This is a genomic window from Allobosea sp. 05L423 (genome assembly GCF_056397745.1).
Window position 1 is genome coordinate 1 of record NZ_JBFTOA010000034.1, and the last position, 21497, is coordinate 21497.

Consider the following 21497-nt stretch of genomic DNA (forward strand, 5'->3'; position numbering starts at 1 on the left):
CTGAAGGACACCGTGAAGACGACCGTCACGGGCGTCGAGATGTTCCGCAAGCTGCTCGACCAGGGCCAGGCGGGCGACAACATCGGCGCGCTGCTGCGCGGCACGAAGCGCGAGGACGTCGAGCGCGGCCAGGTGCTGTGCAAGCCGGGCTCTGTGAAGCCGCACACGAAGTTCAAGGCCGAGGCCTACATCCTGACGAAGGAAGAGGGTGGCCGTCACACGCCGTTCTTCACCAACTACCGCCCGCAGTTCTACTTCCGCACGACGGACGTGACCGGCGTGGTCTCGCTGCCCGAGGGCACGGAGATGGTGATGCCGGGCGACAACATCTCGATGGAGGTGACGCTGATCGCCCCGATCGCGATGGAAGAGAAGCTGCGCTTCGCCATCCGCGAAGGCGGCCGCACCGTCGGCGCCGGCGTCGTCGCTTCGATCATTGCCTGATCGACGCGCATAGCGATTTGGGAAGGGGCGGTGGCGACACCGCCCCTTTTCTGTTGCGACAAGCCTTTTTAGCCCATGCCGTGAATGCAGGGGCGGCTTCGGTCGCATGGGCTGCGCGGGCCTGTGATTCCGTGCTCTCAATCGCTGCGAGAGAGCGGATCAGCCGCTCCGGCCGCGGAGGAGCCTGCCCATGTCGTTCAAGCCGCCCTTTCCGGGCATCCATTCAATCGTCTTCGCCTTGTTCGACGAGCATGAGCGGCTCGACCGGGCGGCGATGCGCAAGCAGGCTGAGATCAGCGTCGAGCTCGATGTGCAGGGCATGGCGGCTCTGGGGCTTGCCACCGAAGTCTCGAAGCTGAGCTTCACCGAACGCTGCATGGTGATGGAGTGGATGGCGGAAGATGTCGCTGGCCGGAAGCCGCTTGCCTTCACCATCTTCGGCTCCTCGGTGGCGGAGCAGGCCGAGCTTGTGAAGGTCGCGGAGAAGAATCGCGCCGACTGGGTGATTCTGCAGCCGCCGATGGTCGGCAGCTTCAGCGCGGCCGAGTACATCGACTTCTTCGGGCGCATCGCCGAAACGACTTCCCTGCCGGTCGCGATCCAGAACGCGCCGGCCTATATGGGGCGTGGCCTGTCCGCCGAGGACATTCGCGAACTGACGCGCCGGCATCCGAACATCAGCCTGATCAAGGGCGAGGGTTCGGTCGTCGAGATCGAGCGGCTGATCGCGGTGACCGAAGGGCGGCTGCCGATTCTGAACGGGCGCGGCGGGCTCGAACTCATCGACAGTTTCCGGGCCGGCTGCAGCGGCATGATCCTGGCCCCCGACACGATCGACTACGCTCTGCGGGCCTATAACCGCTACAGAGCCGGGGACGAGGCCGGAGCGGATGCTGCCTATCGCGAGGTATTGCCGGCGATCACCTTCATCATGCAGTCGATCGAGACGCTGATCTGCTATGGCAAGCGCATCTTCGGCGCGCGCGCCGGCATCCCGATCCACGACCGCGGACCGGCACTCAGGCCGACGGAGTTCGGGCTGAAGCTGGTCGAGCGCTACGCCCGCGAACTCGGTCCCTACAGCAAATGAGGATGACGCGCGATTTCGACTTGAAATGCGCAGCGCCTTGGGGCACATGACGACCAGCTACAGGGGTGTAGCTCAGTTGGTAGAGTACCGGTCTCCAAAACCGGTTGTCGTAGGTTCGAGCCCTACCGCCCCTGCCAGTCGCACTTCGGGTGACTGGTGTGCAGACCGCCATGCGGCTCTCCGAGCGCCATGACCCAGAACATCTACGACGACGAGACTTTCTTCGCGGGCTACAGCCAGCTGCCGCGTTCCGTCCACGGGCTGGACGGCGCACCGGAGTGGCCGGTGCTGCGATCCATGCTGCAGGGACTGCGGGGCAAGCAGGTGCTCGACCTCGGCTGCGGCTTCGGCTGGTTCAGCCGCTTCGCGGCGGGCGAGGGGGCCGGGAGCGTGCTCGGCGTCGACGTTTCCGCCAGGATGCTGGAGCGGGCGCGGCGGGAGACCGGTGATTCCCGTGTTCTGTACGAGCGTGCCGATCTCGAAAGCTACGCGCCGCAGGCTGATGCCTTCGACCTCGCCTATAGTTCGCTCGCCTTCCACTACATTGCCGATCTCGCCGGGCTGCTCGCGCGCGTGCATGCGGCACTGAAGCCGGGTGGCGCGATGGTCTGCTCGGTCGAGCATCCGATCATGACGGCGCCGGTCCGGCAGGAATGGCTCGCCGATGCCGATGGCCGGGCGACCTGGCCGGTCAACGGCTATCTCGACGAGGGCGAGCGCGTCAGCAACTGGCTGGCCGAGGGCGTGGTCAAGCGCCACCGCACCATCGCGACCTATCTCGATCTGCTGCTGGGCGCCGGCTTCACGCTCGGCAAGCTGGTCGAATGGGCTCCGAGCCCGGAGCAGGTTGCCGCCGAGCCCGGCTGGGCGAAGGAGCGCGAGCGGCCCTTCTTCCTGCTGATCGCGGCGCGCCGGAGCTGAGCGGCCCGCGACCCGAAAGGGTCTTGGCTAACGACGCCAAGCGATGTAAGAGGCTTGTCATGACGGCGCGCGACCCTCCCCGGGTCCCGCGCCGCGAATGTTTCAGGACGGCCGATTCGGCGCGCGGCGGGGCTGCGGGCGGGATCGGAACCCGAGGTGGTTCATGGCGAAATCCAATCCCTTCCAGTTCCTGCAGGATGTGCGCACGGAAGCGTCCAAGGTCACCTGGCCTTCGCGCCGCGAGACGTTGATCACCACGGGCCTCGTGCTCGCCATGGTGGTCGTCTCCAGCCTGTTCTTCCTCTTCACCGACACCGTCATCCGCTGGGTGCTCGGCATCATCCTCGGCGCCCGTTGAACGGAATTACGAACGTGAGCACCCGCTGGTATATCGTCCACGCCTATTCCAACTTCGAGAACAAGGTCGCCCAGTCGATCCGCGACCAGGCCGCGCAGCGCAACCTCGCCGACAAGTTCGACGAGGTGCTGGTGCCGACCGAGAAGGTCGTCGAGGTTCGCCGGGGCCGCAAGGTCGACACCGAGCGCAAGTTCTTCCCGGGCTATGTGCTGGTGAAGTGCGAGATGACCGACGAGGTCTACCACCTCATCAAGAACACGCCGAAGGTCACCGGCTTCCTCGGCGCCGACAAGGCCAAGCCCATGCCGATCCCGGAGCATGAGGCGATGCGGATCAAGGGCCAGGTCGCCGAGGGCATCGAGCGCCCGAAGCCGACGATCGTTTTCGAGGTCGGCGAGCAGGTCAAGGTCGCGGACGGCCCCTTCGCCTCGTTCAACGGCGTCGTCGAGGATGTCGACCATGCCCGTGCCCGCCTCAAGGTCGCGGTCTCGATCTTCGGCCGCGCCACGCCGGTCGAGCTGGAATACGGCCAGGTCGAGAAGCTCTGAGCCCGCAGGGCGTTTCCGGTCGGTTTATAGCGGCTTCCGTTAGGTTAATCGGCCTTTAACACAACTGCGCCAAGGCTCTGCGTCGGTAATCCGACGCAGAGCGCAATGTTTCCCAGTTTCTTCAAGGCCACGGTTCGCCAGCGGTTGACGCTCTGGGCGTCGATGCTCGGCGTTCTCGCCTGTGTGTTCGGCATCGCCGAGACGATCGGCTCCCTCAAACTCGCTGGCTTCGCCAGGGCGCTCGCTGTCCATACCGATGCGGTGGCCGTGCTCTCGGAAACGGACGCTGCCTTGAGCCGCATCGTCGTGACGATCGTCTCGGGGGGCGACCGCGGCGCTCTGCCAAGCGACATCGAGGCCTTGAAGGCAGCGATGAAAGCAGTCGCCGCGCGCAGCCAGGGCGAAGTTGCCGCCCGCGCGGAGGAAGCCGTCCAGGGGCTGGAGGCGTTTTCATCGAAGCTGGGAGCCGATGCCACGGTCGCGCGCGGGGCACTGCGCAAAGCCGTCGAGCAGCGCAACGAGCTGCGCGTTCGGCTGAACGCGGCGGTGGCGGGCGTCAGCGAGGCGCTTGGCGCGCATGTCGAGAGCTCAAGGCAGAACACAGTGCTGCTGGCGGGGCTCGGTCTCTTCCTGGTCACCCTGATCATCGCCTTCGAATATCGCTGGCTGGTGCGCCCGATCTCGACCATGGCTGCGGCTCTCTCCGCGCCGGGCGAGGATGCCGGCTGGGTGCAGAAACTCGCTCGCCGCGGCGACGAGATCGGCATGCTCGGCCGGGCACTGCATTCGCATCTGTCGGACGAACAGACGAAACAGGAGGCCGCGAAGGAGCGCCTCGCCTCGCTGGCCGGAGAGGTGGAGCGGCAGCGGGCGCTGCGCGTCAGAGGGCAGGCCTTCCAGGGCAACATCGCCGGCATCGCCACGGCGCTGGAAACCCATGCCGCGAGCATGACCGACGCATCGAACGAGCTCTCGCAGCTCTCCGGCTTCGTCGATCAGCATGCCGGCGCGGCGGCGCAGTCGAGCCAGCGCGCGGCCAACCATGTCGAGCAGATGTCCTCGTCGCTGAACGAGATCGCCGAGCTGCTCGCGACGACTGCCGGCGAGGCGCAGCGGACCTCGGGCATTGCGAACGCCGCAAAAACGCTGGTCGAGGAGGCGACGGATGACAGCGTGCTGCTGCGCGAAGCTGTCGGATCCATCTCCGCCGTCGTGACGCTGATCAGCACGGTCGCCAACCAGACCAATCTGCTCGCGCTCAATGCGACGATCGAGGCTGCAAGGGCCGGCGAGAGCGGGCGCGGTTTCGCGGTGGTGGCCGCCGAGGTGAAGCAACTCGCCAACCGGACCGCGGAAGCGACCGGGCAGGTGCGGCAGGGGCTCGATTCGATCGGGACGGCGGCCGAGCGGATCATCGGACGCATTGGCGCCCTCGTTGCCTCGGTCAATGACGTCGAGGCCGCTGCCGACTCGATCGCCGAACTGGCACGCAGGCAGGACGACACCTCCCGCACGATCAATATCGGTACCGCCCAGACCGCCAGCGATGTGCGCGGCATGGCCGAGCAGGTCGAGCAGGTGGCCGGCATGATCGAGGACTGGCGCCGGATGACTGAGCGGATGGCGCGGGCCTCTGCCGACATCGATGGTCAAGCCGCAGCTTTACGGCAGGCCGTCGACGGCTTCATGACCGATACGCAAGGCGTGCAGCACGCATGAGGATGCCGGCCGCTTCTCCGAAGATCACGACCGCCCGTCGATCGCGGACAGGCGACCATGGGTTTCCGCGCCTCGCCAAGCCGCTGCACTGGGGCACGGCGGTGCTGGTCTTGGTGCTGTTCTGTATCGGGATACTGATGAAGGAAATCGGGGGCGGCGCCTGGGCGGACGCACTCATGACGTTCCACAAGACGGCCGGTTTCCTGCTGCTGCTTCTGGTCCCGGTTCGGCTCGCCTATCGGCTTCTGGCGCGCCTGCGCGGGCGCTGGGCACGCAACGCTGGCGGGCGGGCGGTCCATCGGATTCTATACGCCCTGCTGGTCGCGATCCCGTTGCTCGGCCTGGCGGGCGTGTCCGATTTCGGCGCACGCGAGATCTACGGCGGAATTTCGCTGCCGGCGATATGGCCGGAAGGTGCCGGCTATGCGCATATGCTGTTTCGCAGCCACGCGGTTCTGGCCTTCGTGCTGGTGGGTCTGGTCGCGGTGCATATTTGCCTGGCGCTCGATGACTACATCCAGGATGCCTCGCAGGCGGAGGCGGCAAAGCCCTCTTCCCTTTCCAGCCCATCTGTGCCATAGGCCGGCCTCAACCGCGTGGAAGACGCGCCGGTCGCCAGCCGGATCAAACACGTCGCACCACGCACTGCAACCACCCCGGCCCCGACGGAGAACGTCGACGGACAGGGGCGTCGTCGTTCCGATAGGCAGCGGAGCGGACGGCAGGAGCAGCCATCATGGCAAAGAAGATCACGGGCTACGTGAAGCTTCAGGTTCCGGCGGGCGCGGCCAATCCGTCGCCGCCGATCGGTCCCGCGCTCGGTCAGCGCGGCCTCAACATCATGGAATTCTGCAAGGCCTTCAATGCGAAGACCCAGCAGATGGAAAAGGGCATGCCGATCCCGGTGATCATCACCGCGTATCAGGATCGCTCCTTCACCTTCGAGATGAAGCAGCCGCCGGTCTCGTACTGGCTGAAGAAGGCCGCTGGCCTGACCTCCGGCTCGAAGACCCCGGGCCGTGGCGGCAACGTCGGCAAGGTGACCGCTGCGCAGATCGCCGAGATCGCCGAGAAGAAGATGGCGGATCTCAACTGCGACACCGTTGAATCGGCTTCGGCCATGATCCGTGGCTCGGCCAGGTCCATGGGCCTGGAAGTCGTGGGCTGAGGGGAGGCTGACAATGGCACATGTCGGAAAGCGCGTCGTCAAGGGCCGTGATGGCATTGACCGCACCAAGCTCTATTCGCTCGATCAGGCTGTCACGTTCGTCAAGGAGCGCGCCAACGCGAAGTTCGACGAGACCGTCGAGATCGCGATGAACCTCGGCGTCGATCCGCGTCACGCAGACCAGATGGTCCGCGGCGTCTGCAACCTGCCGAACGGCTCGGGCCGTACGCTGCGCGTCGCCGTGTTCGCTCGTGGCGCCAAGGCCGATGAGGCCAAGGCTGCGGGCGCTGACATCGTCGGCGCTGAAGAGCTCGTCGAGTCCGTTCAGAAGGGCGAGATCAACTTCGATCGCTGCATCGCGACCCCGGACATGATGGGTCTCGTCGGTCGTCTCGGTAAGGTGCTCGGCCCGCGCGGCCTGATGCCGAACCCGCGCGTCGGCACCGTCACCATGGACGTCACCGCCGCCGTCGCTGCTTCGAAGGGTGGTTCGGTCGAGTTCCGCGTCGAGAAGGCCGGCATCATCCACGCCGCCGTCGGCAAAGCCTCGTTCTCGGCCGAGAAGCTCTCGGAGAACATCAAGGCGTTCGTCGACTCGGTCGCCAAGGCGAAGCCCGCCGGCGCCAAGGGCACCTATATCCAGCGCGTCGCGATCTCGTCGACCATGGGTCCGGGCGTCAAGGTCGAGCCGAACACCGTCATCGGCGGCTGATCTCAGGGAAGGGCGGCCGGATCGCCGGCCGTCCGCCCGCTCTTGATTTCGTGAAGTCAAGAGCCTACTTGGCAGAAGCAGGCGAAAGCGCTATACGCACGCCTGTTTCCATAAGTGACGAGGCTCCGGCGTGCTTGACACGAAGGGGTCCGTTTCGCGTTTTTCGGCGGGTTTCCGCTGAAGAAATGGGTGTTTCAAGGTCGGGAGAGTGATCTTTCGAGCAGGAATCACCCAGTCCTGTCTGAGACTGCAGGTGCCTTCCCGGTTCGTCCGGGAGCATAATTTCGCCAAGAGGCCTGCATAGACGGTGCAAGAGCTTAGTCCCGGATCGCGAGGTCCGGAAAAGACGGTTCGAACCATCTCGCCTGGTCGTGGCCCTCGAGGGGGCCGGGAGCGGGGACAGGGCACCAAGCGTCGCTTCACGGGGCGCCGGTGTCAACCGGGGTTCCAGGAAGCGGCATTTGCAACCGGCGGCGAGCCTTCAAAAGCTTGTCGCCTACCGGAGAGAGCCCAGTGGATAAAACGGCAAAGAAAGATGCCGTCGCGTCGCTGAACGAGGTGTTTGCGAACACTTCGGTCGTCGTCGTGGCCCACTATGCGGGCTTGACCGTGGCCCAGTTCCAGAAGCTTCGTCGCGAGATGAAGGCGAATGGCGCCACTGTTAAGGTCGCAAAGAACCGGCTGGCCAAGATCGCTCTTGAAGGCACCGACGTCGCGTCCATCAGCAAGTTGCTGACGGGTCCCACCCTGATCGCTTATTCCAACGATCCGGTCGCGGCGCCGAAGGTCGCCACCGCTTTCGCCAAGGAGAACGACAAGCTCGTCATCCTGGGCGGCGCGATGGGCACGACCGCCCTGAACCCCGATGGTGTCAAGGCTCTGGCCACGATGCCCTCGCTCGACGAACTGCGTGCCAAGTTGGTCGGCCTTATCCAGGCCCCGGCCACGAAGCTTGCGCAGCTCTCGACTGCGCCGGCTGCGAAGCTCGCGCGGGTGTTCCAGGCATATGCCGACAAGGATGCGGCCTGAACGGCCAGCTGATCCCGATATCGTTCGAACCTCTTACACGTAGGAACCCAAAATGGCCGATCTTACCAAGCTCGTCGACGAGCTGTCGTCGCTCACCGTTCTCGAGGCCGCCGAGCTCGCGAAGCTCCTCGAAGAGAAGTGGGGCGTTTCCGCCGCCGCCGCCGTCGCCGTTGCGGCTGGCCCGGCCGCTGGTGGCGCTGCCGCCGCTGCTGTCGAAGAGCAGACCGAGTTCACCGTTGTCCTGGCTTCGGCCGGCGACAAGAAGATCGAGGTGATCAAGGAAGTCCGCGCCATCACCGGCCTGGGCCTCAAGGAAGCCAAGGACCTGGTCGAAGGCGCTCCGAAGCCGGTCAAGGAAGGCGTTGCCAAGGACGAGGCCGAGAAGCTCAAGAAGCAGCTCGAGGCCGTCGGCGCCAAGGTCGAGCTCAAGTGAGCTTGGGCCGGCTGATGCCGGTCCGACCGTAGTCAATATCGACAGTCCCGGGGCAGCTACGCCTCCGGGGCTGTTGCGTCGTTTCCGCGCTGGTGCGCGGGAGTTGTTGTCGAGGCTTGCTGCAACCGTGCGGCGCAGTTTCGATGGAAATGCATGGGCGGCGCGATGCGGCGCCGAACGGCTCACCCGGCGGCCTATGGCTGCCGTCACGGACCACCGGGTGAGCCGTCCGAAGAGATTGCGAGGAACAACATGGTCAATTCGCTCCAGGGTCGCAGGCGCGTCCGCAAGTTCTTCGGCAAACTCAAGGAAGTGGCGCAGATGCCGAACCTCATCGAGGTTCAGAAGGCGTCCTACGACCAGTTCCTGATGGTTGACGAGCCCAAGGGCGGTCGCCCCGACGAAGGCCTGCAGTCCGTCTTCAAGTCGGTCTTCCCGATCGGCGACTTCTCCGGCGCGTCGCTGCTGGAGTTCGTGAAGTACACCTTCGAGCCGCCGAAATACGACGTCGACGAGTGCCGCCAGCGCGGCATGACCTTCTCGGCGCCGCTCAAGGTGACGCTGCGCCTGATCGTGTTCGATATCGATCCGGACACCCAGGCCAAGTCGGTCAAGGACATCAAGGAGCAGGATGTCTACATGGGCGACATGCCGCTCATGACGGATAACGGCACCTTCATCGTCAACGGCACCGAGCGCGTCATCGTCTCGCAGATGCACCGTTCGCCGGGCGTGTTCTTCGACCACGACAAGGGCAAGACCCACTCCTCGGGCAAGCTGCTCTTCGCCGCGCGCATCATCCCGTATCGCGGTTCCTGGCTCGACATCGAGTTCGACGCCAAGGACATCGTCTATGCCCGCATCGACCGGAAGCGTAAGATCCCGGTCACCTCGCTGCTGTTCGCGCTCGGCATGGACGGCGAGGAGATCCTCAACCGCTTCTACAACCACATCACCTACACCAAGGACGCCAAGGGCTGGCGCGTTCCCTACGATGCGGAGCGCATGAAGGGCTTCAAGGCCTCCGAGGACCTGATCGACGCCGATACCGGCGAGGTCGTGGTCGAGGCCGGCAAGAAGCTCGTCGCCCGCACCGCCCGCCAGCTCGCCGAGAAGGGCCTGAAGTTCCTGCGCGCGCAGGACGAGGACCTGTACACCCAGTACATCGCGGAAGACCTGGTCAACCCGATGACCGGCGAGGTCTATGCCGAGGCCGGCGAGGAGATCACCGAGAAGCTGCTGAAGCAGCTGACCGATGACGGCTTCGACGAGATCCCGGTGCTGGACATCGACCACATCACCGTCGGCCCCTACATCCGCAACACGCTCAACGTCGACAAGAACTCGCGCCGCGAGGAAGCCCTGTTCGACATCTACCGCGTGATGCGCCCGGGCGAGCCGCCGACCCTCGAGACGGCTGAGAACATGTTCCAGTCGCTGTTCTTCGACGCCGAGCGCTACGACCTCTCCGCCGTCGGCCGCGTGAAGATGAACATGCGCCTCGACCTCGACGCCGAGGACACCGTGCGCATCCTGCGCAAGGAGGACATCTTCGCGGTCGTCAAGGCGCTGGTCGACCTGCGCGACGGCAAGGGCGAGATCGACGACATCGACCATCTCGGCAACCGGCGCGTGCGCTCGGTCGGCGAGCTGATGGAGAACCAGTATCGCCTGGGCCTGCTGCGCATGGAGCGCGCCATCAAGGAGCGCATGTCCTCGGTCGACATCGACACGGTGATGCCGCAGGACCTGATCAACGCGAAGCCCGCGGCTGCGGCCGTGCGCGAGTTCTTCGGCTCGTCGCAGCTCTCGCAGTTCATGGACCAGACGAACCCGCTTTCGGAAGTCACTCACAAGCGCCGCCTTTCGGCGCTTGGCCCGGGTGGTCTGACCCGCGAGCGCGCCGGCTTCGAGGTGCGCGACGTGCACCCGACGCATTACGGCCGCATCTGCCCGATCGAGACGCCGGAAGGTCCGAACATCGGCCTGATCAACTCGCTCGCCACCTTCGCGCGGGTGAACAAGTACGGCTTCATCGAGAGCCCGTATCGCCGCATCCGCGACGGCAAGGTCACGGACGAGGTGATCTATCTCTCGGCGATGGAAGAGGCGAAGTACAACGTCGCCCAGGCGAACGCCGCCGTCGACAAGGAAGGCCGTCTGACGGACGACCTGATCGTCTGCCGCCGCGCCGGCGAGGTCATCGTCACGCCGGTCGACAAGGTCGACTTCCAGGACGTGTCGCCGAAACAGCTCGTTTCGGTTGCCGCGGCGCTGATCCCGTTCCTCGAGAACGACGACGCCAACCGCGCGCTGATGGGCTCGAACATGCAGCGCCAGGCGGTGCCGCTGGTTCGCGCCGACGCGCCCTTCGTCGGCACCGGCATGGAAGCGGTCGTCGCCCGTGACTCGGGTGCCGCCATCGCGGCCCGCCGCGCCGGCATCGTCGACCAGGTCGACGCGACCCGTATCGTCATCCGCGCTTCGGAGGAGATGGATCCGACGAAGCCGGGCGTCGACATCTACCGTCTGCAGAAGTTCCAGCGCTCGAACCAGTCGACCTGCATCACGCAGCGCCCGCTGGTGCGCGTCGGCGACGTCGTCAAGAAGGGCGACATTGTCGCGGACGGCCCGTCGACCGAGTTCGGCGAGCTCGCGCTCGGCCGCAACGTGCTCGTCGCGTTCATGCCGTGGAACGGCTACAACTTCGAGGACTCGATCCTTCTCTCCGAGAAGATCGTCTCCGAGGACGTCTTCACCTCGATCCATATCGAGGAGTTCGAGGTCATGGCCCGCGACACCAAGCTGGGCCCTGAGGAAATCACGCGCGACATTCCGAACGTTTCGGAAGAGGCGCTGAAGAACCTCGACGAAGCCGGCATCGTCTATATCGGCGCCGAGGTTGCGGCGGGCGACATCCTCGTCGGCAAGATCACGCCGAAGGGCGAGAGCCCGATGACCCCGGAAGAGAAGCTGCTGCGCGCCATCTTCGGCGAGAAGGCTTCGGACGTCCGCGACACCTCGCTGCGCGTTCCGCCCGGCGTGCAGGGCACGATCGTCGAGGTCCGCGTGTTCAACCGCCACGGCGTCGACAAGGACGAGCGCGCCCAGGCGATCGAGCGCGAGGAGATCGAGCGTCTTGCCAAGGACCGTGACGACGAGCAGGCGATCCTGGACCGCAACACCTTCGCGCGTCTGGCCGAGATCCTGACCGGCAAGACCGGTCTCGCCGGCCCGAAGGGCTTCAAGAAGGACACGGTCATCACCCGCGAGGTGATGAGCGAGTTCCCGCGTTCGCAATGGTGGCTGTTCGCGACCGCCGAAGACTCGCTGATGACCGAGATCGAGGCGATGCGGAAGCAGTACGACGAGTCGAAGAAGCGCCTTGAGCAGCGCTTCCTCGACAAGGTCGAGAAGCTGCAGCGCGGTGACGAACTGCCTCCGGGCGTGATGAAGATGGTCAAGGTCTTCGTCGCGGTGAAGCGCAAGATCCAGCCGGGCGACAAGATGGCCGGCCGTCACGGCAACAAGGGCGTGGTCTCGCGCATCGTGCCGGTGGAGGACATGCCGTTCCTCGAGGACGGTACCCATGCCGACATCGTGCTGAACCCGCTCGGCGTGCCCAGCCGCATGAACGTCGGACAGATCCTGGAGACCCATCTGGGCTGGGCCGCCGCCGGTCTCGGCAAGCAGATCTCGCAGGCCCTCGACGCCTACAAGAAGACGAACGACTTCAAGGCGCTGAAGGCTCAGTTCGACGCCGTCTACGAGGACAATGAGATCATTGCCTCGATGGACGAGAACGAACTCGTCGAGATGGGCCAGAACCTGCGCCGTGGCGTGCCGGTGGCGACCCCGGTCTTCAACGGTGCCAAGGAAGCCGATATCGAGCGGCTGCTGGAGCAGGCGGGCCTGCACTCGTCGGGTCAGTCGACCCTCTATGACGGGCGCACGGGTGAACCCTTCGACCGCAAGGTCACGATGGGCTACATCTACATGCTGAAGCTGCACCACCTCGTGGACGACAAGATCCACGCCCGTTCGATCGGCCCGTACTCGCTCGTCACCCAGCAGCCGCTGGGCGGCAAGGCGCAGTTCGGCGGCCAGCGCTTCGGCGAAATGGAGGTCTGGGCGCTCGAGGCTTACGGCGCCGCCTACACGCTGCAGGAGATGCTGACGGTGAAGTCGGACGACGTCGCGGGCCGCACCAAGGTCTACGAGTCGATCGTGCGCGGCGAGGACAACTTCGAGGCAGGCATCCCCGAGAGCTTCAACGTTCTCGTCAAGGAGATGCGTTCGCTCGGCCTCAACGTCGAGCTGATCAACAACAAGGTGAAGCCGGGCGAGTTGCCGCCGGCCGAAGCGGCCGAGTGAGCCGTTAACCAAGCCTTGGATAGATGCCGGCGGCACTGATGCCGCCGGCCGACGGAATTTACGAGCCGGGCAGGGCGGCCCTAGCCCCCGCCGGCGGAAGGAGACAGGCGATGAAGCAAGAGGTCATGAACCTTTTCGGCCAGCAGCCGGTCCAGCAGGCCTTCGACGCGATCAAGATCTCGATCGCGAGCCCGGAGAAGATCCTGTCCTGGTCCTATGGCGAGATCAAAAAGCCGGAGACCATCAACTACCGCACGTTCAAGCCGGAGCGTGACGGCCTGTTCTGCGCCCGCATCTTCGGGCCCATCAAGGACTACGAGTGCCTGTGCGGCAAGTACAAGCGCATGAAGTTCAAGGGCGTCATCTGCGAGAAGTGCGGCGTCGAAGTCACGCTCGCCCGCGTTCGGCGCGAGCGCATGGGCCATATCGAGCTCGCCGCCCCGGTGGCGCATATCTGGTTCCTTAAGTCGCTGCCCTCGCGCATCGGCCTGCTGATGGATATGCCGCTCAAGGACCTCGAGCGCATCCTCTACTTCGAAAGCTACGTCGTCATCGAGCCGGGCCTGACCCCGCTCAAGGACCGTCAGCTGCTGTCGGAGGAGGAGTACGTCCGGGCTCAGGAGGAGTACGGCGCGGACACCTTCACCGCCATGATCGGCGCGGAAGCCATTCGCGAGATGCTGCGCGCGCTCGACCTCGACCAGATCAACGCCGATCTGAAGCATGAGATCGCGACGACGACGTCGGAGCTGAAGCCCAAGAAGCTGATGAAGCGCCTCAAGATCATCGAGGCCTTCCAGGAGTCGGGCAACAAGCCGGAATGGATGGTGATGACCCAGATCCCGGTCATCCCGCCGGATCTGCGTCCGCTCGTGCCGCTCGACGGCGGCCGCTTCGCGACCTCGGACCTGAACGACCTCTACCGCCGCGTCATCAACCGCAACAACCGCCTGAAGCGGCTGATCGAGCTGCGCGCGCCGGACATCATCATCCGCAACGAGAAGCGGATGCTGCAGGAGTCGGTCGACGCCCTGTTCGACAACGGCCGCCGCGGCCGCGTCATCACGGGCGCCAATAAGCGCCCGCTGAAGTCGCTCGCCGACATGCTGAAGGGCAAGCAGGGCCGCTTCCGGCAGAACCTGCTCGGCAAGCGCGTCGACTACTCGGGCCGTTCGGTCATCGTCGTCGGCCCGGAGATGAAGCTGCACCAGTGCGGCCTGCCGAAGAAGATGGCGCTCGAGCTGTTCAAGCCGTTCATCTATGCGCGCCTCGACGCCAAGGGTTATTCGACCACGGTCAAGCAGGCCAAGAAGCTCGTCGAGAAGGAGAAGCCGGAGGTCTGGGATATCCTGGACGAGGTCATCCGCGAGCATCCGGTGATGCTGAACCGCGCGCCGACGCTGCACCGCCTCGGCATCCAGGCCTTCGAGCCCGTGCTGATCGAGGGCAAGGCGATCCAGCTGCACCCGCTGGTCTGCGCCGCCTTCAACGCGGACTTCGACGGCGACCAGATGGCCGTGCACGTCCCGCTGTCGCTCGAGGCGCAGCTGGAAGCGCGCGTGCTGATGATGTCGACCAACAACATCCTGCACCCGGCGAACGGCATGCCGATCATCGTGCCGTCGCAGGACATCGTGCTCGGTCTCTACTATCTCTCGATCGTCTCGGACGGCGAGCCCGGCCAGGGCAAGGTCTTCGGCGATTTCGGCGAACTCGAGCATGCGCTGCACGAGAAGGTCGTGACGCTGCATTCGAAGATCAAATATCGCTGGACCGGCACCGGCAAGGACGGCAAGCCGTACACGAAGATCTACGACACCACGCCGGGCCGCGTGATCCTCTCGACCGCGCTGCCTGACCACCCGGCCGTATCCTTCGACGTCAGCAACCGCCTGATGACCAAGAAGGAAATTTCCGGAATGATCGACGCCGTGTATCGCGGCTGCGGTCAGAAGGAATCGGTGATCTTCTGCGACCGCGTCATGGCGCTGGGCTTCCGTCACGCCTTCAAGGCCGGCATCTCCTTCGGCAAGGACGACATGGTCGTGCCGGAGAACAAGTGGCAGATCGTCGACACGACCCGCGCGCTCGCAAAGGACTACGAGCAGCAGTACCAGGACGGCCTGATCACGCAGGGCGAGAAGTACAACAAGGTCGTCGACGCCTGGGCGAAGTGCTCCGACAAGCTCGCCCAGGAGATGATGGCCCGCATCTCGACCGTCCAGAAGGACGAGACCGGCCGCGACAAGCAGATCAACTCGATCTACATGATGTCGCACTCCGGCGCCCGTGGTTCGCCGGCGCAGATGCGCCAGCTCGCCGCCATGCGCGGCCTGATGGCCAAGCCGTCGGGCGAGATCATCGAATCGCCGATCATCTCGAACTTCAAGGAAGGCCTCGACGTTCTCGAGTACTTCAACTCGACCCACGGAGCCCGCAAGGGCCTCGCCGACACGGCGCTCAAGACGGCCAACTCCGGCTATCTCACGCGCCGTCTCGTCGACGTGGCGCAGGACGCGATTATCTCCGAGGTGGATTGCGGCTCGGATAACGGTATCAAGATGCGTGCCATCGTCGATGCCGGCCAGATCGTGGCCTCGCTCGGCATGCGCATTCTGGGTCGCGCCGCGGCCGAGGACGTCGTCGACGTCGAGGGCAAGGTCCTCGTCGCCAAGGGCGTCGTGATCGAAGAGAGCGACATCGCCAAGATCAATGCCGCCGGCGTCCAGGAGGTGAAGATCCGTTCGGTTCTCACCTGCGAGACCAAGAACGGCGTCTGCGCCACCTGCTACGGGCGCGATCTGGCCCGCGGCACGCCCGTCAACATGGGCGAGGCCGTTGGCGTCATCGCGGCGCAGTCGATCGGCGAGCCGGGCACGCAGCTTACCATGCGTACCTTCCACATCGGCGGCGCGGCCACCATCGCCGACCAGTCCTTCGTCGAGTCGAACTTCGAAGGCACGGTCAAGATGCGCAACCGCAACGTCGCGCGGAACTCGGACGGCGACCTGATCGCCATGGCGCGGAACATCGCCATCGTGATCGTCGGCCCGGACGGCGCCGAGCGCGCGGTCCATCGCGTCCAGTTCGGCTCGAAGCTGCGCGTGGACGAGGGTGACAAGGTCAAGCGCGGCCAGCGTCTGATCGAGTGGGATCCCTATTCCCGCCCGATCCTGGCGGAAGTGGACGGCAAGGTCGGCTACGAGGATCTCGTGGACGGCATGTCGATCACGGAGACGACCGACGAGGCGACCGGCATCTCGAAGCGCGTCGTCATCGACTGGCGAGGCTCGGCCCGTACGGCCGATCTCAAGCCGGCGATGGTGATCTTCGGCGCGGACGGCAAGGTGGCGAAGCTCGCCCGTGGTGGCGAGGCCCGCTACATCCTGCCGGTCGACGGCATCATCTCGGTGGAGCCGGGCCACGCGATCAAGGCCGGCGACGTGCTCGCCCGTGTCTCGACCGACTCGGCCAAGACCCGCGACATCACCGGCGGTCTGCCGCGCGTCGCGGAGCTGTTCGAGGCGCGTCGTCCGAAGGATGCGGCGATCATCGCCGAGAAGTCGGGCGTCATCGGCTTCGGCAAGGACTACAAGAACAAGCGTCGCGTCACGCTGACGCCGCATGACGGTTCCGACGGGGTCGAGTACCTGATCCCGAAGGGTAAGCACATCCATCTCCAGGAAGGCGATGTCGTGGAGGTCGGCGACTACATCCTCGACGGAAACCCGGCGCCGCACGACATCCTTGCGATCAAGGGCGTCGAGGAGCTGGCGGCTTATCTGGTCAACGAAATCCAGGAGGTCTATCGCCTCCAGGGCGTGACCATCAACGACAAGCACATCGAGGTCATCGTCCGGCAGATGCTGCAGAAGGTCGAGATCACGGAGTCGGGCGACAGCGACATCCTGACCGGCGACCAGATCGATCGTATCGAGCTGGAAGAGGTCAACGCGAAGCTGCGCGAGGAGGGCAAGAAGCCGGCTTCCGGCGTGCCGGTCCTGCTCGGCATCACCAAGGCGTCGCTGCAGACCCGCTCCTTCATCTCGGCGGCGTCGTTCCAGGAGACCACCCGCGTCCTCACGGAGGCGGCGGTCAACGGCAAGTCCGACATGCTCGAAGGCCTCAAGGAGAACGTCATCGTCGGCTCGCTCATCCCGGCCGGCACCGGCGCCCAGGTCGCCCGCATCAAGCAGGTGGCCACGCGTCGCGACGATCTCATCGTCGGCCAGAAGGCGGACGCGGCGGCGAAGGCCGCCAAGGAAGCTGCAGCGGTCCTGCCTGCTGCGGAGTAAGAATCGCCGGAGCAATCTTCGGTAATCATCGGAAAGGCCGCCCCCTCCGGGCGGCCTTTTTGTTTCACGGTAAGGCAGGCACCGGCGTAACCTACCCGAACCCCGCAAAACAACGGCCTTTTCGGCGGTTTCGGGGTTGACGCGAATCCTTCTGTGAGTCATAAGCGCGCCACTGTCGACGGTTGTCGGACACGTTTGTCGCTTGCGCCAGATTCGCAAGCGAGTTTCGCGACCGAAACTCCGTCGGAATTCCAGCGTCGAACGACGACATGGCAAGACGCATGAACGCGGGTTTCCCGTGTTCCTCTGCATGGCGAGCGCGCCTGAGGCCCCTAAAGGGAGCCGATGGCGCGGCTTCGTTTATGTCATGGCCTCGCTCGCCCTGGGAGATTGACCAGAGAATTTCCAAACGCTCAGTGGGGCGAGAGGCCAGAATGCCGACAATCAGCCAGCTCATCCGCAAGCCGCGCTCACCCGTGAAGGCGCGTAACACCGCCCCGGCGCTCGAGTCGTGCCCGCAGAAGCGCGGCGTCTGCACGCGCGTTTATACGACGACCCCGAAGAAGCCGAACTCGGCGCTCCGCAAGGTTGCCAAGGTTCGTCTGACGAACGGCTTCGAGGTCATCGGCTACATTCCGGGTGAAGGTCACAACCTTCAGGAGCACTCGGTCGTCATGATCCGTGGCGGCCGCGTGAAGGATCTTCCCGGCGTGCGCTATCACATCCTGCGCGGTGTGCTCGACACGCAGGGCGTCAAGAACCGCAAGCAGCGCCGTTCGAAGTACGGCGCGAAGCGTCCGAAGTAATTTTCTGCCAGGCCGGCGGGGTTGTTCGATCCGAGCCGGTCCGCAGCGTTCCAGATTGACCGGAGACTAGACGATGTCCCGCCGCCACAGTGCCGAAAAGCGCGAAGTTATCCCGGACCCGAAGTTCGGCGATATCGTCGTGACCAAGTTCATGAACTCCGTGATGTACGAAGGTAAGAAGTCGACCGCCGAGCGGATCGTCTACGGCGCCTTCGATATCATCGAGAGCAAGACCAAGAGCGAGCCGCTCGGGGTCTTCAAGTCGGCACTCGAGAACGTCGCTCCGGCGATCGAGGTCCGTTCCCGCCGCGTCGGCGGCGCGACCTATCAGGTTCCGGTCGAGGTTCGCACTGAGCGCCGCCAGGCGCTTGCGATCCGCTGGCTGATCGCTGCCGCTCGCGGCCGCAACGACAAGACCATGGTGGAGCGCCTGTCGGCCGAGCTGATGGACGCCGCCAACAACCGCGGCAACGCCGTGAAGAAGCGTGAAGACACGCACCGGATGGCGGAAGCCAACCGCGCCTTCTCGCACTACCGCTGGTAAGCGGCGCGCCGAACCGAGACACAGAGCACGATCATGGCCCGTTCCCATCCCATCGACCGTTATCGCAACTTCGGCATCATGGCCCACATTGATGCCGGCAAGACGACGACGACCGAGCGCATCCTCTACTACACCGGCAAGTCCCATAAGATCGGCGAAGTCCATGACGGCGCCGCGACCATGGACTGGATGACGCAGGAGCAGGAGCGTGGCATCACGATCACCTCGGCTGCGACAACCTGCTTCTGGCGCGACAACCGCCTGAACATCATCGACACCCCCGGCCACGTCGACTTCACCATTGAGGTCGAGCGTTCGCTGCGCGTTCTCGACGGCGCCGTCTGCGTTCTCGACGGCAACCAGGGCGTCGAGCCCCAGACCGAGACGGTCTGGCGCCAGGCCGACAAGTACGACGTTCCGCGCGTCGTCTTCGTCAACAAGATGGACAAGATCGGCGCCGATTTCTATCGCTGCGTCCAGGACATCATCGACCGCGTCGCCGGAAAGCCCGTCTGCCTGCAGATTCCGATCGGTTCGGAGTCCAACTTCGCGGGTGTCGTCGACCTCGTGAAGATGAAGGCGATCGTCTGGAACGGCGAAGCGCTCGGCGCCTCGTTCGAGGAGCAGGACATCCCGGCCGACCTTGCTGAGAAGGCCGCCGAGTACCGCTCGAAGCTTGTCGAGGCCGCCGTCGAGATGGACGACGCCGCGATGGAAGCCTATCTCGAAGGCACCGAGCCGGACGCCGATACCCTGCGTCGCCTGGTGCGCACCGCTGTGCAGCGTCGTGCGTTCCACCCCGTCCTCTGCGGCTCGTCCTTCAAGAACAAGGGCGTGCAGCCGCTGCTCGACGCGGTCGTCGACTATCTGCCCTCGCCGGTGGATCGTGGCGCAGTCGAAGGCATTGACTTCAAGACTGAAGAGCCGACCGTCCGCAATCCGACGGACGAGGATCCCTTCGCGATGCTCGCCTTCAAGATCATGGACGACCCCTTTGTCGGCACGATCACCTTCTGCCGCATCTATTCGGGCAAGGTCGAAGCCGGCCAGGGCGTCATCAACTCCACCCGCGACAAGAAGGAGCGCGTTGGTCGCATGCTCCTGATGCATGCGAACAACCGCGAGGACATCAAGGAGGCTTATGCCGGCGACATCGTCGCCCTGGCCGGCCTCAAGGACGTCCGCACCGGCGACACGCTCTGCGATCCCGCCCAGGCGGTCATCCTGGAGCGCATGGAGTTCCCCGAGCCGGTCATCACGATCGCGATCGAGCCGAAGTCCAAGGCCGACCAGGAGAAGTTGGGCCTCGCCCTGTCGAAGCTCGCGAACGAGGATCCGTCCTTCCGCGTGTCGACCGACCAGGAGAGCGGCCAGACCATCCTGAAGGGCATGGGCGAGCTCCATCTCGACATCAAGGTCGACATCCTGAAGCGCACCTACAAGGTCGACGCCAATATCGGCGCGCCGCAGGTTGCGTATCGCGAGACGCTGACCAAGAAGGCCGAGGTCGACTACACCCACAAGAAGCAGACCGGCGGCACGGGCCAGTTCGCCCGCGTCAAGCTCGTCATCGAGCCGAACGAGACCGGCAAGGGCTTCGAGTTCGAGTCGAAGGTCGTCGGTGGTTCGGTGCCGAAGGAGTATATCCCCGGCGTCGAGAAGGGCCTGAACTCGGTCATCGGCTCGGGCGTTCTCGCCGGCTTCCCGGTTGTCGACGTCAAGGTCACGCTGATCGACGGCGCCTTCCACGAAGTCGACTCGTCGGCCCTGGCCTTCGAAATCGCCTCCCGTGCAGCGCTGCGCGAAGGTCTGCAGAAGGGCGGCTCCGTGCTGCTCGAGCCGATCATGAAGGTCGAGGTCGTGACCCCGGAAGACTATACCGGTTCGGTCATCGGCGACCTGAACTCGCGTCGCGGCCAGATCCAGGGCCAGGACATGCGCGGCAACGCCGTCGTGATCAATGCGATGGTTCCGCTGGCGAACATGTTCGGCTACGTCAACCAGCTGCGTTCCTTCTCGCAGGGCCGCGCGAACTACACGATGCAGTTCGACCACTACGAGCAGGTGCCGTCGGCGGTCGCCGCCGAGGTTCAGGCCAAGTACGCCTGAGCTCCGCACCGAACCGACTGAACATTTGAACAAGATCTGACGGAGGCTACGATGGCCAAAGAGAAATTCGCTCGTACGAAGCCGCACTGCAACATTGGCACGATTGGTCACGTCGACCATGGCAAGACGTCGTTGACGGCTGCGATCACGAAGGTTCTGGCTGAGTCCGGCGGGGCGTCGTTCACGGCGTATGACCAGATCGACAAGGCGCCGGAAGAGAAGGCCCGCGGCATCACGATCTCGACGGCTCACGTCGAGTACGAGACCCCGGCCCGCCACTATGCGCATGTCGACTGCCCCGGCCACGCCGACTATGTGAAGAACATGATCACGGGCGCGGCGCAGATGGACGGCGCGATCCTGGTTGTGTCGGCGGCCGACGGCCCGATGCCGCAGACCCGCGAGCACATCCTGCTGGCGCGCCAGGTCGGCGTTCCCGCGCTGGTGGTGTTCATGAACAAGGTCGATCTCGTCGACGACGCCGAGCTGCTCGAGCTGGTCGAGATGGAGATCCGCGAGTTGCTGTCGAAGTACGACTTCCCCGGCGACGACATCCCGATCACCAAGGGTTCGGCCAAGGCCGCCCTCGACAACGTCACGCCGGAAATCGGCCATGACGCGGTGATCGCGCTGATGAAGACGGTCGACGACTACATCCCGCAGCCGGAGCGCCCGATCGACCAGCCGTTCCTGATGCCGGTCGAGGACGTGTTCTCGATCTCGGGCCGTGGCACGGTGGTGACCGGCCGCGTCGAGCGCGGCATCGTCAAGGTCGGCGAGGAAATCGAGATCGTCGGCCTGAAGGACACCGTGAAGACGACCGTCACGGGCGTCGAGATGTTCCGCAAGCTGCTCGACCAGGGCCAGGCGGGCGACAACATCGGCGCGCTGCTGCGCGGCACGAAGCGCGAGGACGTCGAGCGCGGCCAGGTGCTGTGCAAGCCGGG

17 protein-coding genes and 1 tRNA gene are annotated in these 21497 nt (G+C 64.9%); all 18 read left to right on the top strand.

Features of this window, described 5'->3' with window-relative positions; translation table 11 throughout:
• Positions 1-444: EF-Tu C-terminal domain-related protein (locus AC1DNE_RS30190; protein WP_476767326.1), on the top strand; the 444-nt coding region annotated here is incomplete at its 5' end.
• Between the two features lie 190 nt (positions 445-634).
• Positions 635-1534 (top strand): dihydrodipicolinate synthase family protein, encoded by a 900-nt coding sequence (locus tag AC1DNE_RS30195; RefSeq protein WP_476841363.1) that lies wholly within the window; start codon positions 635-637, stop codon positions 1532-1534.
• Between the two features lie 61 nt (positions 1535-1595).
• A tRNA-Trp gene (locus tag AC1DNE_RS30200) sits at positions 1596-1671 on the top strand.
• A gap of 52 nt (positions 1672-1723) precedes the next feature.
• Positions 1724-2455: a class I SAM-dependent methyltransferase gene (locus tag AC1DNE_RS30205; protein WP_441473932.1), complete on the top strand. Its 732-nt coding sequence runs from the start codon at positions 1724-1726 to the stop codon at positions 2453-2455.
• 163 nt (positions 2456-2618) lie between these two features.
• The gene (gene secE, locus AC1DNE_RS30210) at positions 2619-2813 is read left to right on the top strand and encodes a preprotein translocase subunit SecE (RefSeq protein WP_441473933.1); all 195 of its coding nucleotides are present in this window, start codon (positions 2619-2621) and stop codon (positions 2811-2813) included.
• A gap of 14 nt (positions 2814-2827) precedes the next feature.
• On the top strand, positions 2828-3361 hold the full coding sequence (gene nusG / locus AC1DNE_RS30215; protein WP_265059856.1) for a transcription termination/antitermination protein NusG: 534 nt from the start codon (positions 2828-2830) through the stop codon (positions 3359-3361).
• 105 nt (positions 3362-3466) lie between these two features.
• Complete coding sequence (locus AC1DNE_RS30220; protein WP_441473934.1) at positions 3467-5080, top strand: methyl-accepting chemotaxis protein; 1614 nt, start codon at positions 3467-3469, stop codon at positions 5078-5080.
• Entirely contained in the window at positions 5077-5661 is a 585-nt protein-coding gene (locus tag AC1DNE_RS30225; protein ID WP_441473935.1) for a cytochrome b, read from the top strand. Before AC1DNE_RS30220 ends, AC1DNE_RS30225 begins: the two co-directional genes overlap by 4 nt.
• A gap of 155 nt (positions 5662-5816) precedes the next feature.
• Positions 5817-6248, top strand: coding sequence for a 50S ribosomal protein L11 (gene rplK, locus AC1DNE_RS30230; RefSeq protein ID WP_441473936.1), 432 nt, complete (start codon positions 5817-5819; stop codon positions 6246-6248).
• Positions 6249-6261: 13 nt separating this feature from the next.
• On the top strand, positions 6262-6960 hold the full coding sequence (rplA, locus tag AC1DNE_RS30235) for a 50S ribosomal protein L1 (protein WP_441473937.1): 699 nt from the start codon (positions 6262-6264) through the stop codon (positions 6958-6960).
• Positions 6961-7473: 513 nt separating this feature from the next.
• Entirely contained in the window at positions 7474-7989 is a 516-nt protein-coding gene (gene rplJ, locus AC1DNE_RS30240) for a 50S ribosomal protein L10 (RefSeq protein ID WP_441473943.1), read from the top strand.
• Between the two features lie 52 nt (positions 7990-8041).
• The gene (gene rplL / locus AC1DNE_RS30245) at positions 8042-8422 is read left to right on the top strand and encodes a 50S ribosomal protein L7/L12 (RefSeq protein ID WP_441473938.1); all 381 of its coding nucleotides are present in this window, start codon (positions 8042-8044) and stop codon (positions 8420-8422) included.
• A 252-nt stretch (positions 8423-8674) separates the two neighbouring features.
• Positions 8675-12796 (top strand): DNA-directed RNA polymerase subunit beta, encoded by a 4122-nt coding sequence (gene rpoB / locus AC1DNE_RS30250; RefSeq protein ID WP_441473939.1) that lies wholly within the window; start codon positions 8675-8677, stop codon positions 12794-12796.
• A 110-nt stretch (positions 12797-12906) separates the two neighbouring features.
• Positions 12907-17091 carry a DNA-directed RNA polymerase subunit beta' gene (rpoC, locus tag AC1DNE_RS30255; protein WP_441473940.1) on the top strand — a complete coding sequence of 1395 codons (4185 nt, stop codon included), beginning with the start codon at positions 12907-12909 and terminating at the stop codon, positions 17089-17091.
• A 434-nt stretch (positions 17092-17525) separates the two neighbouring features.
• The gene (gene rpsL / locus AC1DNE_RS30260; RefSeq protein WP_038358286.1) at positions 17526-17897 is read left to right on the top strand and encodes a 30S ribosomal protein S12; all 372 of its coding nucleotides are present in this window, start codon (positions 17526-17528) and stop codon (positions 17895-17897) included.
• 73 nt (positions 17898-17970) lie between these two features.
• Positions 17971-18441, top strand: coding sequence for a 30S ribosomal protein S7 (rpsG, locus tag AC1DNE_RS30265; protein WP_441473941.1), 471 nt, complete (start codon positions 17971-17973; stop codon positions 18439-18441).
• 33 nt (positions 18442-18474) lie between these two features.
• Positions 18475-20550 (top strand): elongation factor G, encoded by a 2076-nt coding sequence (gene fusA, locus AC1DNE_RS30270; protein WP_441473942.1) that lies wholly within the window; start codon positions 18475-18477, stop codon positions 20548-20550.
• 51 nt (positions 20551-20601) lie between these two features.
• A partial coding sequence (tuf, locus tag AC1DNE_RS30275) for an elongation factor Tu (protein WP_476841364.1) occupies positions 20602-21497 on the top strand: 896 nt, incomplete at its 3' end.